This window comes from Streptomyces durocortorensis, from assembly GCF_031760065.1.
Classification (GTDB): domain Bacteria; phylum Actinomycetota; class Actinomycetes; order Streptomycetales; family Streptomycetaceae; genus Streptomyces.
On sequence record NZ_CP134500.1, the window covers coordinates 2,106,731 to 2,121,475 of the forward strand.

Genomic DNA, 14,745 nt, shown 5'->3' on the forward strand with positions numbered 1-14,745 from the left:
ACTCCCCCACCCTTCCTTCATGGACCCTAACGCGCAGGTGGGACAACGCCATCCCGCTTCCCCAACTGTTCGCTGGGAGCGCAAGGTCCGCAGGGGGCACAAGGGTTCCGGGGCCGCACAGCGGTACGGCGGCATGTGACGGTATGCCACGGGGATACGGCGACGGGCCCCGGACGCGTGGTGCGTCCGGGGCCCGTCGTGCCGATCAGGGCGAGGCTCAGGCCTCGTTCTTCTCCTCGGCCTTGCCCTCCGCCTTGTCCTCGGTGGCGGCCTCGGCCGTCTCCGTGGTCTCGGCGGCGGCCTCGTCCTCGTCCTCAAGGTCGACGATCTCACCGTTGGTGTCGACGACCTTGGCGGCCTCGACGACGACGGCGAGCGCCTTGCCGCGGGCGACCTCGCCGACGAGCATCGGCACCTGGCCGCCCTCGACGACGGCCTGGGCGAACTGGTCGGGGCTCATGCCGGAGGACTGCGCGCGCCGCATGAGGTGCTCGGTGAGCTCCTCCTGGTTGACGTTCAGCTTCTCCTTGTTGACGAGCTCGTCCAGGATGAACTGGGTCTTGATGCCCTTGATGGCCTGCTCGGAGGTCTCGTTCTCGAACTCCTCCAGGGTCTTGCCCTGGATCTCCAGGTACTTCTCCAGGTCGAGACCCATCTGACCGAGCTGGTGGTGCTCCAGGTTGTGCTTGCGGGTCTGGACCTCGTCCGCGAGCAGCTTCTCCGGGATCGGGACCTCGGCGAGCTTCAGCAGCTCCTCCAGGACGCGCTCCTGGGCCTGGGTGGCCTGGTCGTACTGCTTGGTGGTCTCCAGGCGCTTGCGGCTGTCGGCCTTCAGCTCCTCCAGCGTGTCGAACTCGCTGGCCATCTGGGCGAAGTCGTCGTCCAGCTCGGGGAGCTCACGGGCGGCGACGGCGGTGACCTTGACGGTGACCTCGGCGTCCTTGCCCTCGGCGGAGCCGCCCTTCAGCTGCGAGGTGAAGGTGGCCTCGCCGCCGGCCTCCAGGCCGGTCACGGCCTCGTCGATGCCGTCGAGGAGCTCGCCGGAACCGATGGTGTACGAGACACCGGCGGCCACGCCGTCCTCCAGGACCTCACCGTCGACCTTGGCCTCCAGGTCGATCGTGACGACGTCGCCGTCGGCGGCGGCGCGCTCGACCGGGTTGGTGGAGGCGAAGCGCTCGCGCAGCTGCTCCACGGCCTTCTCGACCTCTTCGTCGGTGACCTCAAGGGCGTCGACGGTGACCTCGATGCCGGAGTAGTCCGGGATCTCGATCTCGGGGCGTACGTCAACCTCGGCGGTGAAGGCCAGCAGCTCGCCGTCCTTCAGCTCGGTGATGTCGACCTCGGGCTGGCCGAGGACGTTCAGCTCACCCTCGTTGACCGCCTCTGTGTAGAACTTCGGGAGGGCGTCGTTGACGGCCTCCTCCAGCACCGCACCGCGGCCGAACCGCTGGTCGATGACCCGGGCGGGGATCTTGCCCTTGCGGAAGCCCTTCACCGTGACCTGCTGGTTGATCTTCTTGTACGCCGCGTCGAGGCTGTCCTTGAGCTCCTCGAAGGGCACCTCGATGCTGAGCCGAACCCGAGTCGGGTTCAGGGTCTCCACGGCGCTCTTCACGGTTCGGTCTCCTTGGTGGCTGACTTCTTTGGGTTCTGCTGGGCCGCCGATTGGCGGCTTCGCGGACCGAGCCCGGTACATCAGACACACGGGCACGCATTTTGCATAGTAACGGCAAGGGGGAGCTCTCCCACAATGCGATCTTGCTGGTGGTCGGGGTGGCCGGATTCGAACCGACGACCTTCCGCTCCCAAAGCGGACGCGCTACCAAGCTGCGCCACACCCCGTCGGTGCGACACGTAGGGTACATGCACGGGAGCAGCGCATCCGCCGCTTCACGAAGCGGTCGGGGGGTCCGGTCCGGCGGCCGCCGATACGGGTGTGCGGGCACCGCCGCCGACCCGCTACGATGCTCTTCGTGCCGCGGTCCACCGGACCTGCGGTGCGATGCTTGCGGGCGTAGCTCAATGGTAGAGCCCTAGTCTTCCAAACTAGCTACGCGGGTTCGATTCCCGTCGCCCGCTCCACGCAGTCGAGGGCCGAGCCGGAGGATCATCCTCCGGCCCGGCCCTCGCGCGTTGCGGCGATTCAGAAGCTGATCTGGTTGATGGTGTCGGCTATCGAGTTCATGAACCTGTTGATCGACGGGGCCATGCCGGTCGAGGCCAGGAAGAAGCCGAAGAGCACGGCGACGATCGCGGGGCCGGCCTTGATCGAGCCCCCGCGGATCATTACCACCAGGATGACCGCGAACAGCAGCACCATAGACAGTGAAATAGCCACGTCTGATCACACCCTCGGTCGGTCCGCCTTGCCGGCCCGGAAGCGTGCACCAGAGCGCGCCCCGTCGCTTCCATCGTGCCACCAACTCCCCCCTGGTCGCTGCCGGGTGACGGAACGGAGTGACCGGATCTCGCCACCCTCACCACCGGGCCGGCTCCGCTCCCACCTGTGCGCCTGCTGTGAAATCAGGGCGGCCGGATATCCGTAACGGCGATCGTTCCCGTATCCCCACACTTCGTTCACAGGAAATTACAAGGTACGCATGCGACGTAATTCACCCCGCTCACCCCTCTGTCGTTATGCCCCATTTGAGCGGGACCAAATGGGCCATAGCGGGCGGTGTTCGACGGTTTCACATTCGAATAGAGAGGAACACGCGATATCTCATCGCAGTTTTACGCGAGGCAATCGACCGGTCTAAAGTCCCTGAGATGTTCCAAGCTCCGAGCGCATTTCAGAGGGCCCCGCTCCCCCCGGCGACCCGGGAGTCGGAGCCCAGACACGAGCAGGCACTCACCGCCACCGCTCCGCCGCCCGCGGGGGCGAAGAAGCGTGATCCCTACTTCGACAACGTGAAGTATCTGGCCATCGTCCTCGTCGCGGTGGCGCACGCCTGGGAACCCGTGATGGACGGCAGCCGGGCGACCCGGGCGCTGTACATGATCGTGTACACGTTCCACATGCCGGCGTTCATCCTCATCTCCGGCTACTTCTCCCGCTCGTTCGACATGACGCCGAGCAAGGTGAAGCGGCTGATCGCCTCGGTCGTCGTGCCGTACGTGCTGTTCGAGACGGCGTATTCGCTCTTCAAGCGGTACGCGGGCGATTCGCCCGACATGGCGCTCAGCCTGACCGACCCGTTCTACCTGACCTGGTTCCTGGTCGCCCTGTTCGTCTGGCGGGTGACCACGCCGATCTGGCAGAGCCTGCGCCATCCGCTGCCGGTGGCCCTCGGCATCGCCGTGCTTGCCTCCGTATCCCCCGAGATCGGCAACGACCTCGACCTTCAACGGGTGTTTCAGTTCCTCCCGTTCTTCGTCCTCGGTCTGCTGGTGAAGCCCGAGCACTTCCAGGTGGTGGGGCGGCGCGAGGTGCGGCTGCTGTCCGTGCCGCTGGTCGTGGGCGCGCTGCTGTTCGCGTACTGGATCGCCCCGCGTATGCAGCTCGGGTGGCTCTACCGCGCCAACAGCGCCCAGGAGATGGGCGCCCCGTGGTGGTCCGGCGCCGTGATGACCCTGGCCATGTTCGGCTGCGGCCTGGTGCTGACGGTCGCCTTCCTGGCCTGGGCGCCCCGCCGGAACCTGTGGTTCACGGTCCTGGGCGCCGGAACGATCTGCGGCTATCTGCTGCACGGGTTCCTGATCAAGGGAGCCGAGTACGCGGGCCTGTTCGACCGCTACACCTGGCTCTCCGGCCCCGCCGGACTGATCGTCGTCTCGGTCACCACCGCCGCGGCCGTGACGCTGATGTGTGCGCCGCCGGTGACCCGGGTGCTGAAGTTCGCCACCGATCCGGATCTGGCGTGGGCGTTCCGGAGGACCCCCGCCGCGAAACGCTGACTCCCGGCCCCTCCTGATCCACCCGTCGGCCCCGGCCTCGGGTGGATCAGCGCGTTCCGGGGTTGGCCGGATTCTTTCGCTCTGCGGAGGAAGCCGCGTCATCCAGCCCCAACAAGCCCCGCACCTGCGCGTACTTCGCCGCCAGCCGGGAACGCGTCGCCGGATCCAGGGCCGCGAGGCGGGCGGGGTCGCCGTTGTGGGCGAGGTCCGCCTCCTTGATCAGCAGGGCCCCGGGGGTGGCGAGAATCCGCCCGGTGTAGGAGGACAGCTCCTCGCCCGGCCGTTTGGTCACCGCCAGGACCAGGCCCTTCACCTCCTGGGGCAAGGCGGCCGCGGCCAGCCACTGCGGGGAGAGAGCACCGTCCTCGATCGCGTCGTGCAGCCATGCCGCGGCGATCTGCTCGTCGCTGCCGCCGCGCACCCGTACACCTTCGGCCACCGCGGCCAGGTGTTCAGCGTAGGGACGGCCCGCCTTGTCGGTCTGCGCCGCATGCGCCGCGCGAGCGATGGCCTCCACCTCGGCGAGGGTCAGATCGGGGTCGGTCACGGGCCGACTCTACGGCCACGAGGGGTCCTGCGGCCGGGTCCGCGCCCGGGCCCCCGAGGGGGCCCGCGTTCCACCTTTCGCCGCGTGCCCGGAAGTCGACGATCCGACCCAACTCGACCAGACAGACAAAAGCTGACAATCAGGCCGCCCTACAGTTGCAGAGTAAATTATTCGGTAAACTAATTACTGATGGTTCATTGACGCCCTGTTGACGCATCCTTGACGCCCTCTTGACCTAGCCCGAAGGACAGGCTCATCGGACACGCAGACACCCTCCTCGCCATGGGCGGCGCCTTCCTGGCCGCTGCCGTTCTCGCCCGCCTCGGTGGCCGTATCGGACTGCCGACGATCCCCCTGTTCATCCTGGCCGGGATACTCCTCGGCCCGCACACCCCCGGTTACACGCTCCTCTCCAACCCGCACGACCTGGAGATGCTCTCCGCGCTGGGACTCGTCCTCCTGCTCTTCTACCTGGGGCTTGAGTTCCACATGGACGACCTCAGGACGGGCGGCCGGAAGATGGCCGTCGCGGGCGGGACGTATCTCGCCCTGAACGTCGGCGCCGGTCTCGCCTTCGGCTTCGCGCTGGGCTGGGGCACCTCCGAGGCCCTCGTCCTCGCCGGTGTCCTCGGCATCTCCTCCTCGGCGATCGTCACCAAGATCCTGGTGGACCTGGGGCGCATCGGGAATCCGGAGACCCGGCCGATCCTCGGCATCATCGTCGTCGAGGACGTCTTCCTCGCCCTGTATCTGGCGGCGCTCCAGCCGATCCTGTCCGGTGCGGACAGCCTCTCGGCCGCGCTGATCGACGGTGGCAAGGCCTTCGGCTTCCTGCTGCTGCTCGCCCTCGCCGCCCGGTTCGGGACGAGGATCATCGGCAAGCTCATGAACACCAAGGACGACGAGCTGCTCGTCATCTCCTTCCTCGGCGCCGCGGTCTTCGTCGCGGGGGTCTCCGAGATGTTCGGGGTCGCCGACGCCATCGGTGCCTTCATGGTCGGTCTGATGCTCGGCTCGACCTCGGCCGGCGACCGCATCCTCAAGCTGGTCCACCCGCTGCGGGACGCGTTCGGCGCGATCTTCTTCTTCGCCTTCGGTCTCTCCATCGACCCGGGCGACCTGCCGAGCGTGCTGTGGCCGGTGCTGGCGGCCGTGGCGCTGACGCTCGCCATGAACGTCGCGGCCGGTCTGGCGGCCGCCAGGGTGTACTCCTTCGGAGCGCAGGCCACGGCGAACATCGCCACCACGCTGGTGGCCCGGGGTGAGTTCGCGCTGATCCTCGCCACGATGGCGGCTGCCGCCGGACTGGACGAGCGGCTCTCGCCGTTCATCGCCGGTTACGTCCTCCTGCTCGCCGTCCTCGCACCGCTGGCCGCCGGACGCTCGCACTGGCTGGCCCGCATCCTTCCGGGCGACCGCGAGAAGGACGGGAACCAGGATCAGGAGCAGATGCCGGCGCCGGTCTGAGACCGCCATCGGGTACGAAGCGGAAGCGGTTCGTACGGAATGCGCACGGAAGCGGAGAGGCGCCCGGCAGCCGAGGGGACCTTCGGGTGAGGGGCGCCTCTTCGTTGACGTACGTCAGGCCCGGCGCGAGATCAGCAGCAGCGCCCGGTCGTCGTTGACGTCCTTGGCGCAGGCCTCGATCAGATGCCAGGCCGCGCCCTCGAAGCCGGTCGGCACATAGCGGTTGGCCTCACCCGTGAGCCGGTCGATGCCCTCGGAGATGTCCCGGTCGGACGCCTCCACCAGGCCGTCCGTGAAGAGCATCAGCACGTCCCCCGGCGCGAGCGAGCCCTTGACCGCGTCGAACTCGGCCCCGTCGTAGACTCCGAGCAGGGGGCCCTCCCCGGACTTCTCCTCCCACCGGCCGCTGCCCGCGTGGAGCTGAAGGGCGGGCGGATGACCGGCCGAGAAGATCTCGTAGTCCCCGGAGTCCAGGTCCAGCACCAGGTGGATCGAGGTGGCGAAGCCCTCGTCCCAGTCCTGGCGCAGCAGATAGCCGTTGGCCGCGGACAGGAAGTCGTGCGGCGGCAGCGAGCCGAGCAGCCCGCCGAAGGCGCCCGACAGCAGCAGGGCCCGGGAGCCCGCGTCCATGCCCTTGCCGGAGACGTCGGTGAGGACGACCTCCAGGGTGCGACCGCCGTGGGTGCGGGCCGCGACGACGAAGTCCCCCGAGAACGACTGGCCGCCGGCCGGGCGCAGCGCCATCTCGCGGTGCCAGCCCTGGGGCAGCCGGGGCAGGGCGCTCTGGACCCGGATGCGTTCGCGCAGGTCGAAGAGCATCGTGCCGCCGCGCCGCCAGGGCACCCCGACGCGGGCCCGGAACTGGGCGAGGACCAGGCCGAAGAACCCGCAGGCGGCGACCACGAGCACGGTGCCGGGGGTGACCCGGGCCGGGCCCTCCGCGTACGGGCCCAGCGTGAGCGCCTCCACGATCAGGGCGGCCGCGGCCGTCGCGTACAGGCCCAGCAGGCTTGCCGGGCGCAGCAGCAGTCCGCCCGCCACGATGGGCAGGACGAGGGCGGTCGGGGCGACCCACACGGGGCTCACGACGGTGGCGAAGGTGATGGCGGGGATCGTCAGCAGCAGACCGGCCAGGGCGATCCAGTCGGAGCCGTCGCCGCGGAAGTAGTCGACCCCGGATTTGCGCAGCCCGATGCGGGCCCGGTGCAGCGTTCTGCGCCACCGGGCCCAGAAGTCGTCTGTTCCTCCGCTACGGGCCACTGCCGGGACCCTATCCACCCGGACGCCTCCGGTGCAGGGGACCCCGGTGACAATGCGCTCGAAACGGCGTCGGCGGCGTGCGTCTCCCGGCCTTCCTCGGTGCGCTTTCAGCCTTTTCCGCCGCTCGTCGGGCCCGGGAGCTGGCATCCGGGGCACCAGAAGAGGTTGCGGGCGGACAGGTCCGCGGTGCGGATCTCCGTACCGCAGATGTGGCAGGGCAGGTTGGCCCGGCGGTAGACGTAGACCTCGCCCCCGTGGTCGTCGACGCGGGGCGGGCGGCCCATCGCCTCGGGGAGGTGCTCGGGGCGGACGGTGTCGATCCGGTTGTTCCGTACGCCCTCGTGCATCAGCTCCACCAGGTCCGCCCAGATCGCGTCCCAGGCCGCGCGGGTGAGGTCCTTGCCCGCGCGGTACGGGTCGATGCAGTGGCGGAAGAGGACCTCGGCGCGGTAGACGTTGCCGACGCCCGCGATGACCTTCTGGTCCATCAGGAGGGCCGCGACGGTGGTCCGGCTGCGGGAGATCCGCCGCCAGGCGCGCTCCCCGTCCTCGTCGCCGCGCAGCGGGTCCGGGCCGAGGCGCTCGTGTATCGCGCGCTTCTCCGGCTCGGTGATCAGGGCGCAGGTGGTGGGCCCGCGCAGGTCGGCGTGGTGGTCCGCGTTGACCAGGCGGAGGCGGACCGTGTCGGTGGGCGGCGGGGCGGGGGCCGTGCCGAAGCCGAGCTTGCCGAAGAGGCCGAGGTGGATGTGGACCCAGCCGGTGCCGCCGAAGCCGAGGAAGAGGTGCTTGCCGTGGGCGTCGGTGGTGGTGAGGGTGTGCCCGTCGAGCAGGGCCGCGCTGTCGGAGAACTTGCCCTGCGGACTGCTCACCCGGACCGGGGCGCCCGCGAACCGTTCGGCGTGGTCCTGGGCGAGGCGGTGGATCGTGTGTCCCTCGGGCACGGTGTGGCTCCTGTGGCAGGCGGGCGGTGACATGGCCGTGCCGCCGGGTCCGGGACCCGGCGGCACGGGAAGGTGTGGTGGATCAGCCCTGCTGCGGGTGGTGGGCCGGGATCGGGGGGAGCTCGCCGGTGGTCTCGTACGCCGAGAGCATCTCGATGCGGCGCGTGTGGCGCTCCTCGTTCGAGTACGGCGTGGAGAGGAAGATCTCGACGAACTTCGTCGACTCCTCGACGGTGTGCATCCGGCCGCCGATCGCGATGACGTTCGCGTTGTTGTGCTCACGGCCGAGGGCGGCGGTCTGCTCGCTCCAGGCCAGTGCGGCACGGACGCCCTTGACCTTGTTGGCGGCGATCTGCTCGCCGTTGCCGGAGCCGCCGATCACGATGCCGAGGCTGTCCGGGTCGGCGGCCGTCTTCTCGGCGGCACGCAGGCAGAACGGCGGGTAGTCGTCCTGGGCGTCGTAGATGTGGGGGCCGCAGTCGACGGCCTCGTGCCCGTGGGCACCGAGCCACTCGACGAGGTGGTTCTTGAGTTCGTAACCGGCATGGTCGGATCCGAGGTACACGCGCATGGTGCGAAGTGTGGCACGAACGCCGCAAGATGGCCGCCAGCGGGGTGGGGGCCTGTCCCGTTGTTCGACCTGGGCGACGATCGCGATGAGTGAGAGGCGAGGCGGTGAAGCCGTAGCGCTACGTGCGGCCGTGGAGCTGTCGGCGTACGTGCTGCTGTGAAGTCGTAGCCGTACGTGCTGCTGCGGCCGTAGGCGTCGACGGGTACGAAGAGAGGCCCGCCGGTCCGGTTCTCCCGGAGCGGCGGGCCTCTTCGGTGGCCCGTCAAGTGGCCCTACGGCGTCAGCCGCGGCGGCCGAGGAGCTTCCAGGCGGCGGGCAGGGCGCCCATCGCCAGGGCCGCCTTGAGCGCGTCGCCGATCAGGAACGGGGTGAGCCCGGCCGCGACCGCGGCGCTCAGGGACATGCCGGTGGCGAGCGCGAGGTAGGGCACGCCGACGGCGTAGATGATCGCGGACCCGATCACCATCGTGCCCGCCGTGCGGAGCACCGAGCGGTCGCCGCCGCGCCGGGCGAGGGCGCCGACGACGGTGGCGGCGAGCAGCATCCCGAGGATGTAGCCGAGGGACGGCATCGCGTAGCCCGAGGTGCCCTCGGCGAACCACGGCATGCCGGCCATGCCGACGAGCGCGTACACCGCGAGGGAGAGGAAGCCGCGGCGGGCGCCGAGCGCGGTGCCGATGAGCAGCGCGGCGAAGGTCTGGCCGGTGACCGGGACCGGGGAGCCGGGGACCGGGACGGCGATCTGGGCCGCGATGCCGGTCAGGGCGGCGCCGCCCAGGACGAGGGCCGCGTCCACGGCGTAGCGGTGCCGGACTGCGGGCAGCAGGTCGGCGAGGACCGCTCCGGAACGGACGGGGGCGGCAGCAGTGCTCATCGGGACTCCGCGGGTGAGGGCAAGAAGGGGGGGGCGGGACTGGTGGAGACGTTAGCCCAGGGGTGAACGCTCGATCACCATCAGCCGCCCACAAAGCGGTGGTTGACGGGTTGGTGGGGTTCACACAAAGGCCGCCACGCAATCACCTGCGGGCGTGACACTCGTCACTGAGGTGAGGAGGCAGGTGACCCGTTTTGCCGGGAAGGGCATCGCGGCCTCAGACTGTAGGTTCCCCATAAATGACCCGAGAGTGACCCGCACCCATGCACGAGGCTCCCCCCGCCGCCCCCGCCGTCCCTCCGGAGCCCCTGGCGCCCGCTGTCGCGTCGGAGCCCCTGGTGCCCGCCGAGCCGCTCGCCCACGGGCTGAAGCAGCGCCACCTCACGATGCTCGGGCTCGGCGGGGTGATCGGGGCCGGGCTGTTCGTGGGCTCGGGCGCCGGGATCGCGGTGGCGGGGCCCGCGATCGTCGTCTCGTATCTGATCGCGGGGGCGCTCGCGATGCTGGTGATGCGGATGCTGGGCGAGATGTCCGCGGCGATGCCCGCATCCGGCTCCTTCTCCGTGCATGCCGAGCGGGCTCTCGGGCGGTGGGCCGGGTTCAGCGTCGGCTGGCTGTACTGGTTCCTGCTGGTGGTGGTCCTCGCCGTGGAGGCGACGGCGGCCGCGCAGATCGCCCACGGGTGGGTCCCGGCGGTCGAACCGTGGGCGTGGGTGCTGCTGTTCATGGTGGTCTTCACCGCGGCGAACCTGACGGCGGTGAAGAACTTCGGGGAGTTCGAGTTCTGGTTCGCCTCCTTGAAGGTCGGCGCGATCGTGGTCTTCCTGGTGCTCGGGCTGCTGGCGGTCTTCGGCCTGCTCCCGGACACCGCCCCGGTCGGGATGACCAACCTGACCGGGCAGGGCGGCTTTCTGCCGAACGGCTGGAGCGGGGTGGTCGCCGGGGTGCTGACCGTGGTCTTCGCCTTCGGCGGCCTGGAGGTCGTCACCATCGCCGCCGCCGAAACGAACGATCCGGCGCGTGCGGTGGGGCGGGCGGTGCGCAGCGCGGTGGTGCGCATCCTCTTCTTCTACGTGGGTTCGATGCTGGTCATCGTGGCCGTGCTGCCGTGGACCGCGCAGCAGGCCGGGCTGAGCCCCTACGTGAAGGTGCTGGACACGATCGGGGTGCCGTCGGCCGGGCAGGTCATGAACATCGTGGTGTTCGTGGCGCTGCTCTCCGCGCTGAACGCCAACCTTTACGGCTCGTCACGGATGGTGTTCTCGCTGGCGGAGCGCGGGGAGGCACCGCGCGGTCTGCTGAAGGTGTCGGGCAGCGGGAAGGGCGGCGGTGTGCCCCGGCGGGCGGTGCTGGCTTCGGTGGCCTTCGGCTTCGTCTCCGTACTGCTGAATCTGCTGTGGCCGGACACGGTGTTCCTGTACATGCTCAACTCGGTCGGCGCGGTGCTGCTGTTCGTGTGGGCGCTGATCGCCCTTTCGCAGCTGCGGCTGCGGGAGCGGCTGGAGCGGGAGGCCCCGGGGGCGCTGACCCTGCGGATGTGGTGCTTCCCGTATCTGTCCTGGCTGACGCTGGCCGGTCTGCTCGGGGTCCTGCTGCTGATGCTGACCGACGATGCGGCGCGCCCGCAGGTGCTGTGGTCGGCGGGGGCGACGGCGCTGGTGCTGATGGTGGCGGTGGGGCGTCAGCGACGGGAGCGGCGGGTGCGCAAGGGCTCGGCCGATGCTGAGGCTGGTGCCGGAGCTGAAGGCGATACTGAAGCTGACGTGTGAGTACCGATCGGTAGGCGAGTGTGCACCTTGTGTGAACCTCGTGACCGTATAGCGGACACTCGTTCCCTGTGAGCGGTACGGATGCTCAGACTGTGGGCTCGTCCCCTTGTCTCGGCTACCGAACAGAGCTCGTCCATGTCCCGGACCTCCGCCTCTCCCCCCACCGCTGACTCCGCAGCCCCCGCCACGGCGACGGCGACGGCAGACTCCGCGCTCACCCACGGTCTCAAGCAGCGGCACCTCTCGATGATCGCCCTCGGAGGGGTGATCGGCGCCGGTCTCTTCGTCGGCTCGGGCGCCGGAATCGCCGCCGCCGGGCCCTCGATCATCATCGCGTACGCCATCTCCGGCCTGCTCGTCATGATGGTGATGCGCATGCTCGGCGAGATGTCCGCCGCGAACCCGGCCTCCGGCTCCTTCTCGGTGCACGCCGAACGGGCGATCGGCCCCTGGGCCGGATTCACCGCCGGGTGGTCCTTCTGGTTCCTGCTCTGCGTCGCCGTCGGCCTGGAGGGCATCGGCGCGGCGCAGATCGTCAGCGGCTGGCTGCCGGGGACGCCGGAATGGGCGTGGGTCGCCCTGTTCATGGTGATCTTCCTCGGGACGAACCTGGCCGCGGTGAAGAACTTCGGCGAGTTCGAGTTCTGGTTCGCCGCGCTCAAGGTCATCGCGATCACGCTGTTCCTGGTGCTCGGCCTGCTGGCGATCCTCGGCGTACTGCCCGACACGGACGCGCCCGGCCTGTCGAACCTCACGGGTGACGGCGGCTTCCTGCCCAAGGGCATGGACGGCTTCATCATCGGACTCCTCGCCTCCGTCTTCGCGTACGGCGGTCTGGAGACCGTCACCATCGCCGCCGCCGAGTCGGAGAACCCGGTGCAGGGCGTCGCGAAGGCGGTCCGTACGGCGATGTGGCGCATCGCGGTCTTCTACATCGGCTCCATGGCGGTCATCGTCACGCTGGTGCCCTGGGACGACCCGAAGGTCGCGAAGGTCGGCCCGTTCTACGCGATGCTCGACCACCTCGGCGTCGGCAGTGCCGCGCAGATCATGAACGTGGTCATCCTCATCGCCCTGCTCTCCGCGATGAACGCCAACATCTACGGCGCTTCGCGCATGGCCCGGTCGCTGGTCGTCCGGGGCCAGGGTCCGACCGTGCTCGGGAAGATCTCGAACGGGGTGCCGCGCAACGCGGTGCTGTTCTCCTCGGTCTTCGGGTTCCTGTGCGTGCTGCTCAGCTACTGGCGGCCGGACGACGTCTTCCCCTGGCTGCTGAACATGATCGGCGCGGTGATCCTGGTGGTGTGGATCTTCATCGCCGTCTCCCAGCTGATCCTGCGCAGCCGGACCGAGCGGGAGGCCCCGGAGAAGCTGGTCGTCCGGATGTGGTTCTTCCCCATCGGCACGATCGTGGCCCTGGTGGCCATGGTGGGCATCTTCCTGCTGATGCTGCGCCAGCCGGACACCCGCGACCAGCTGCTCGCCACGGGGGCACTGACCGTGGGGCTGATCGGCATCGGGCTGGTACGTCAGCGGCGACGGGGCAGCGACGGCGACAGGGACAGCGACAGCGGGGACGAGGTCGCCGAGGTCCCCGCCCAGCGGCGGTAGGACTCCGCCGCGCACTACCGCGGTGACGCCGGGCTCCGGCCTCCGGCTCGTACACGTACGTACGGGGAGAGGTCGGAACCCGGCGTTCCGCGTTCCGGGAAGGGGCGGCTCCCCCAGGCGGGGCGGCGCGGGGCCGTGGGTGAGCGGACATGAACGGGCCAGACGCCGTACGCCGGGCTGTCACCCGTCCTCGCTTCGGTGGTGCTCTGCCGCCATCCGAGGAGCTGCCATGTCCCTTGCACCGAGGCGCCGTTCGATCCTCCTGGCCACCGCTTCCGCCGCCGTCACCGCGGCTGCCACCGCCCCGACCGCCGCGTCCGCCCCGGCGGGCCCGCGCCCGCCCCGTCCCTCCGGCCCGCTCGTCATCGGGCACCGCGGGGCGGCGGGCTGGCGGCCCGAGCACACCGCCGAGTCGTACATCCACGCCGTACGGACCGGGGCCGACTGGATCGAGCCGGACCTCGTCCCCACGAAGGACCACGTCCTGGTCGTACGGCACGAGAACGAGATCGGGGGCACGACGGACGTCGCGGCGCGGCCGGAGTTCGCGGGCCGCCGCACCACGAAGACGGTCGACGGCAAGGCGGTGACCGGCTGGTTCACCGAGGACTTCACCCTGCGCGAGCTGCGGACGCTGCGCACGGTGGAGCGGCTACCGCTCATCCGCAACCGCAACACCGTCTTCGACGGGCGGGGCCGGGTCCTGACGTTCCAGGAGGTCGTGGATCTCGCCCGGCGGCTGTCGCGGGAGTCGGGCCGGCGGATCGCGGTGTTCCCCGAGACCAAGCACCCGACGTACTTCCGCTCGATCGGACTGCCGCTGGAGGAGGAGCTGAGCCGGGTGATCCGCCGCAACCGGCTGACCGCCCGGGACTGCGTCGTCCAGTCCTTCGAGCCGTCCAGCCTGCGCCGGGTGGCCGCCGCGCGCCTCGGGCTGCCGCTCTGGCAGGCGCTGGGCACGAGCGGTGGTCCGTACGGCCACGCGGTCACGTACCGGGACATGATGAGCCCGGCCGGGCTGCGCGAGATCGCCTCGTACGCGCAGTGGATCGGCCCGGACAAGTCGTCGCTCGTCCCGCCGAACACCCTGTTGACGGACGCGCACGCGGCGGGCCTGAAGGTCGGGGCGTACACCTTCCGCACGGAGAACCGGTACCTCCCGGCCGCGTACCGCCGGGGCGGTGCCCCGAACGACTTCGGCGACGCGTTCGCCGAGTACGCCTTCCACTACGGACAGGGAGTGGACGCGGTCGTCACGGACTTCCCGGACCTCGCGGTGCGGGCCAGGGAGGACCTGCGGCCCCGGCGGGAGGACCGCCGGTCCTGACGTTGCCGGGCCGGCGCGTGATGCGCGAAGCCTTCGGAGGCTCGCCTCACGTCGCGCGTCGGTCCGATACGAGGAACTGAGCCCTCGCCGGATCGCGACTGGGACCGATTCTTTATGAAGATCATTACAACCATCCCAGCGCGTGAGGCACATCACGACAGGCGCCCGGAGGTTGCCCGGTTTCCGCCCGTTTTCTGAATTGGACGCCCCGCCAGGCCTCAGCTTCGATAAGGGACTTGAACCGCAGGGGAGGCGACGGAGTCTCCCCCGCCGCCGCCTGTCAAGGGTCGATTGTCCAGGACTGCGATGAAGCCACGGGGGCCCATGGGCGCGCACGTCCGGACACCGCGATCATCAGCGCTGCCCTGACAGGGGCCGTAGGAGCGAGTGCCGCTGCCTCTGCGCCACGGAAGGCCTCCCGAGCCTGGAGCTCGACCCGGTGCACCGCGGGCGGACCGAGGACTACGACAGTTCATCG

12 protein-coding genes and 2 tRNA genes are annotated in these 14,745 nt (G+C 69.8%); 6 read left to right on the forward strand and 8 right to left on the reverse strand.

What is annotated here, in order from left to right; translation table 11 throughout:
* Positions 1-217 precede the first annotated feature (217 nt).
* The gene (gene tig / locus RI138_RS09335) at positions 218-1,618 is read right to left on the reverse strand and encodes a trigger factor (RefSeq protein WP_096631737.1); all 1,401 of its coding nucleotides are present in this window, start codon (positions 1,616-1,618) and stop codon (positions 218-220) included.
* 150 nt (positions 1,619-1,768) lie between these two features.
* A tRNA-Pro gene (locus RI138_RS09340) sits at positions 1,769-1,845 on the reverse strand.
* 166 nt (positions 1,846-2,011) lie between these two features.
* Here RI138_RS09340 and RI138_RS09345 point away from each other — a divergent pair.
* Positions 2,012-2,085: transfer RNA gene (locus RI138_RS09345), tRNA-Gly, on the forward strand.
* Between the two features lie 61 nt (positions 2,086-2,146).
* On the opposite strand, the gene RI138_RS09350 is transcribed toward RI138_RS09345, so the two are convergent.
* The gene (locus tag RI138_RS09350; protein ID WP_026290750.1) at positions 2,147-2,341 is read right to left on the reverse strand and encodes a hypothetical protein; all 195 of its coding nucleotides are present in this window, start codon (positions 2,339-2,341) and stop codon (positions 2,147-2,149) included.
* A 431-nt stretch (positions 2,342-2,772) separates the two neighbouring features.
* Between RI138_RS09350 and RI138_RS09355 the strand changes: the two genes are divergently transcribed.
* The gene (locus RI138_RS09355) at positions 2,773-3,900 is read left to right on the forward strand and encodes an acyltransferase family protein (RefSeq protein WP_311119523.1); all 1,128 of its coding nucleotides are present in this window, start codon (positions 2,773-2,775) and stop codon (positions 3,898-3,900) included.
* Between the two features lie 46 nt (positions 3,901-3,946).
* Here RI138_RS09355 and RI138_RS09360 read toward each other — a convergent pair whose 3' ends face one another.
* Entirely contained in the window at positions 3,947-4,447 is a 501-nt protein-coding gene (locus RI138_RS09360) for an HD domain-containing protein (RefSeq protein WP_311119524.1), read from the reverse strand.
* Between the two features lie 282 nt (positions 4,448-4,729).
* Between RI138_RS09360 and RI138_RS09365 the strand changes: the two genes are divergently transcribed.
* A complete protein-coding gene (locus RI138_RS09365; RefSeq protein WP_311119525.1) occupies positions 4,730-5,914 on the forward strand; it encodes a cation:proton antiporter in 1,185 nt (394 codons plus the stop codon).
* 114 nt (positions 5,915-6,028) lie between these two features.
* Here the strand turns inward: RI138_RS09365 and RI138_RS09370 are convergent, their stop codons facing one another.
* The 4 genes from RI138_RS09370 to RI138_RS09385 all read right to left on the reverse strand — a co-directional run bounded on the left by RI138_RS09370 (position 6,029) and on the right by RI138_RS09385 (position 9,560).
* The gene (locus RI138_RS09370; RefSeq protein WP_311119526.1) at positions 6,029-7,174 is read right to left on the reverse strand and encodes a PP2C family protein-serine/threonine phosphatase; all 1,146 of its coding nucleotides are present in this window, start codon (positions 7,172-7,174) and stop codon (positions 6,029-6,031) included.
* A gap of 107 nt (positions 7,175-7,281) precedes the next feature.
* Positions 7,282-8,115: an Fpg/Nei family DNA glycosylase gene (locus tag RI138_RS09375; RefSeq protein ID WP_311119527.1), complete on the reverse strand. Its 834-nt coding sequence runs from the start codon at positions 8,113-8,115 to the stop codon at positions 7,282-7,284.
* An 82-nt stretch (positions 8,116-8,197) separates the two neighbouring features.
* On the reverse strand, positions 8,198-8,686 hold the full coding sequence (locus RI138_RS09380) for a ribose-5-phosphate isomerase (RefSeq protein ID WP_096631727.1): 489 nt from the start codon (positions 8,684-8,686) through the stop codon (positions 8,198-8,200).
* A 280-nt stretch (positions 8,687-8,966) separates the two neighbouring features.
* Positions 8,967-9,560, reverse strand: a complete 594-nt coding sequence (locus tag RI138_RS09385; protein WP_311119528.1) for a biotin transporter BioY — start codon at positions 9,558-9,560, stop codon at positions 8,967-8,969.
* 263 nt (positions 9,561-9,823) lie between these two features.
* On the opposite strand from RI138_RS09385, the gene RI138_RS09390 reads away from it, so the two are divergent.
* The 3 genes from RI138_RS09390 to RI138_RS09400 all read left to right on the forward strand — a co-directional run bounded on the left by RI138_RS09390 (position 9,824) and on the right by RI138_RS09400 (position 14,267).
* Positions 9,824-11,329, forward strand: coding sequence for an amino acid permease (locus RI138_RS09390; RefSeq protein WP_311119529.1), 1,506 nt, complete (start codon positions 9,824-9,826; stop codon positions 11,327-11,329).
* Between the two features lie 135 nt (positions 11,330-11,464).
* Positions 11,465-12,940 (forward strand): amino acid permease, encoded by a 1,476-nt coding sequence (locus tag RI138_RS09395; protein WP_311119530.1) that lies wholly within the window; start codon positions 11,465-11,467, stop codon positions 12,938-12,940.
* Between the two features lie 229 nt (positions 12,941-13,169).
* On the forward strand, positions 13,170-14,267 hold the full coding sequence (locus RI138_RS09400) for a glycerophosphodiester phosphodiesterase family protein (protein ID WP_311119531.1): 1,098 nt from the start codon (positions 13,170-13,172) through the stop codon (positions 14,265-14,267).
* The last annotated feature ends 478 nt before the right edge of the window (positions 14,268-14,745 follow it).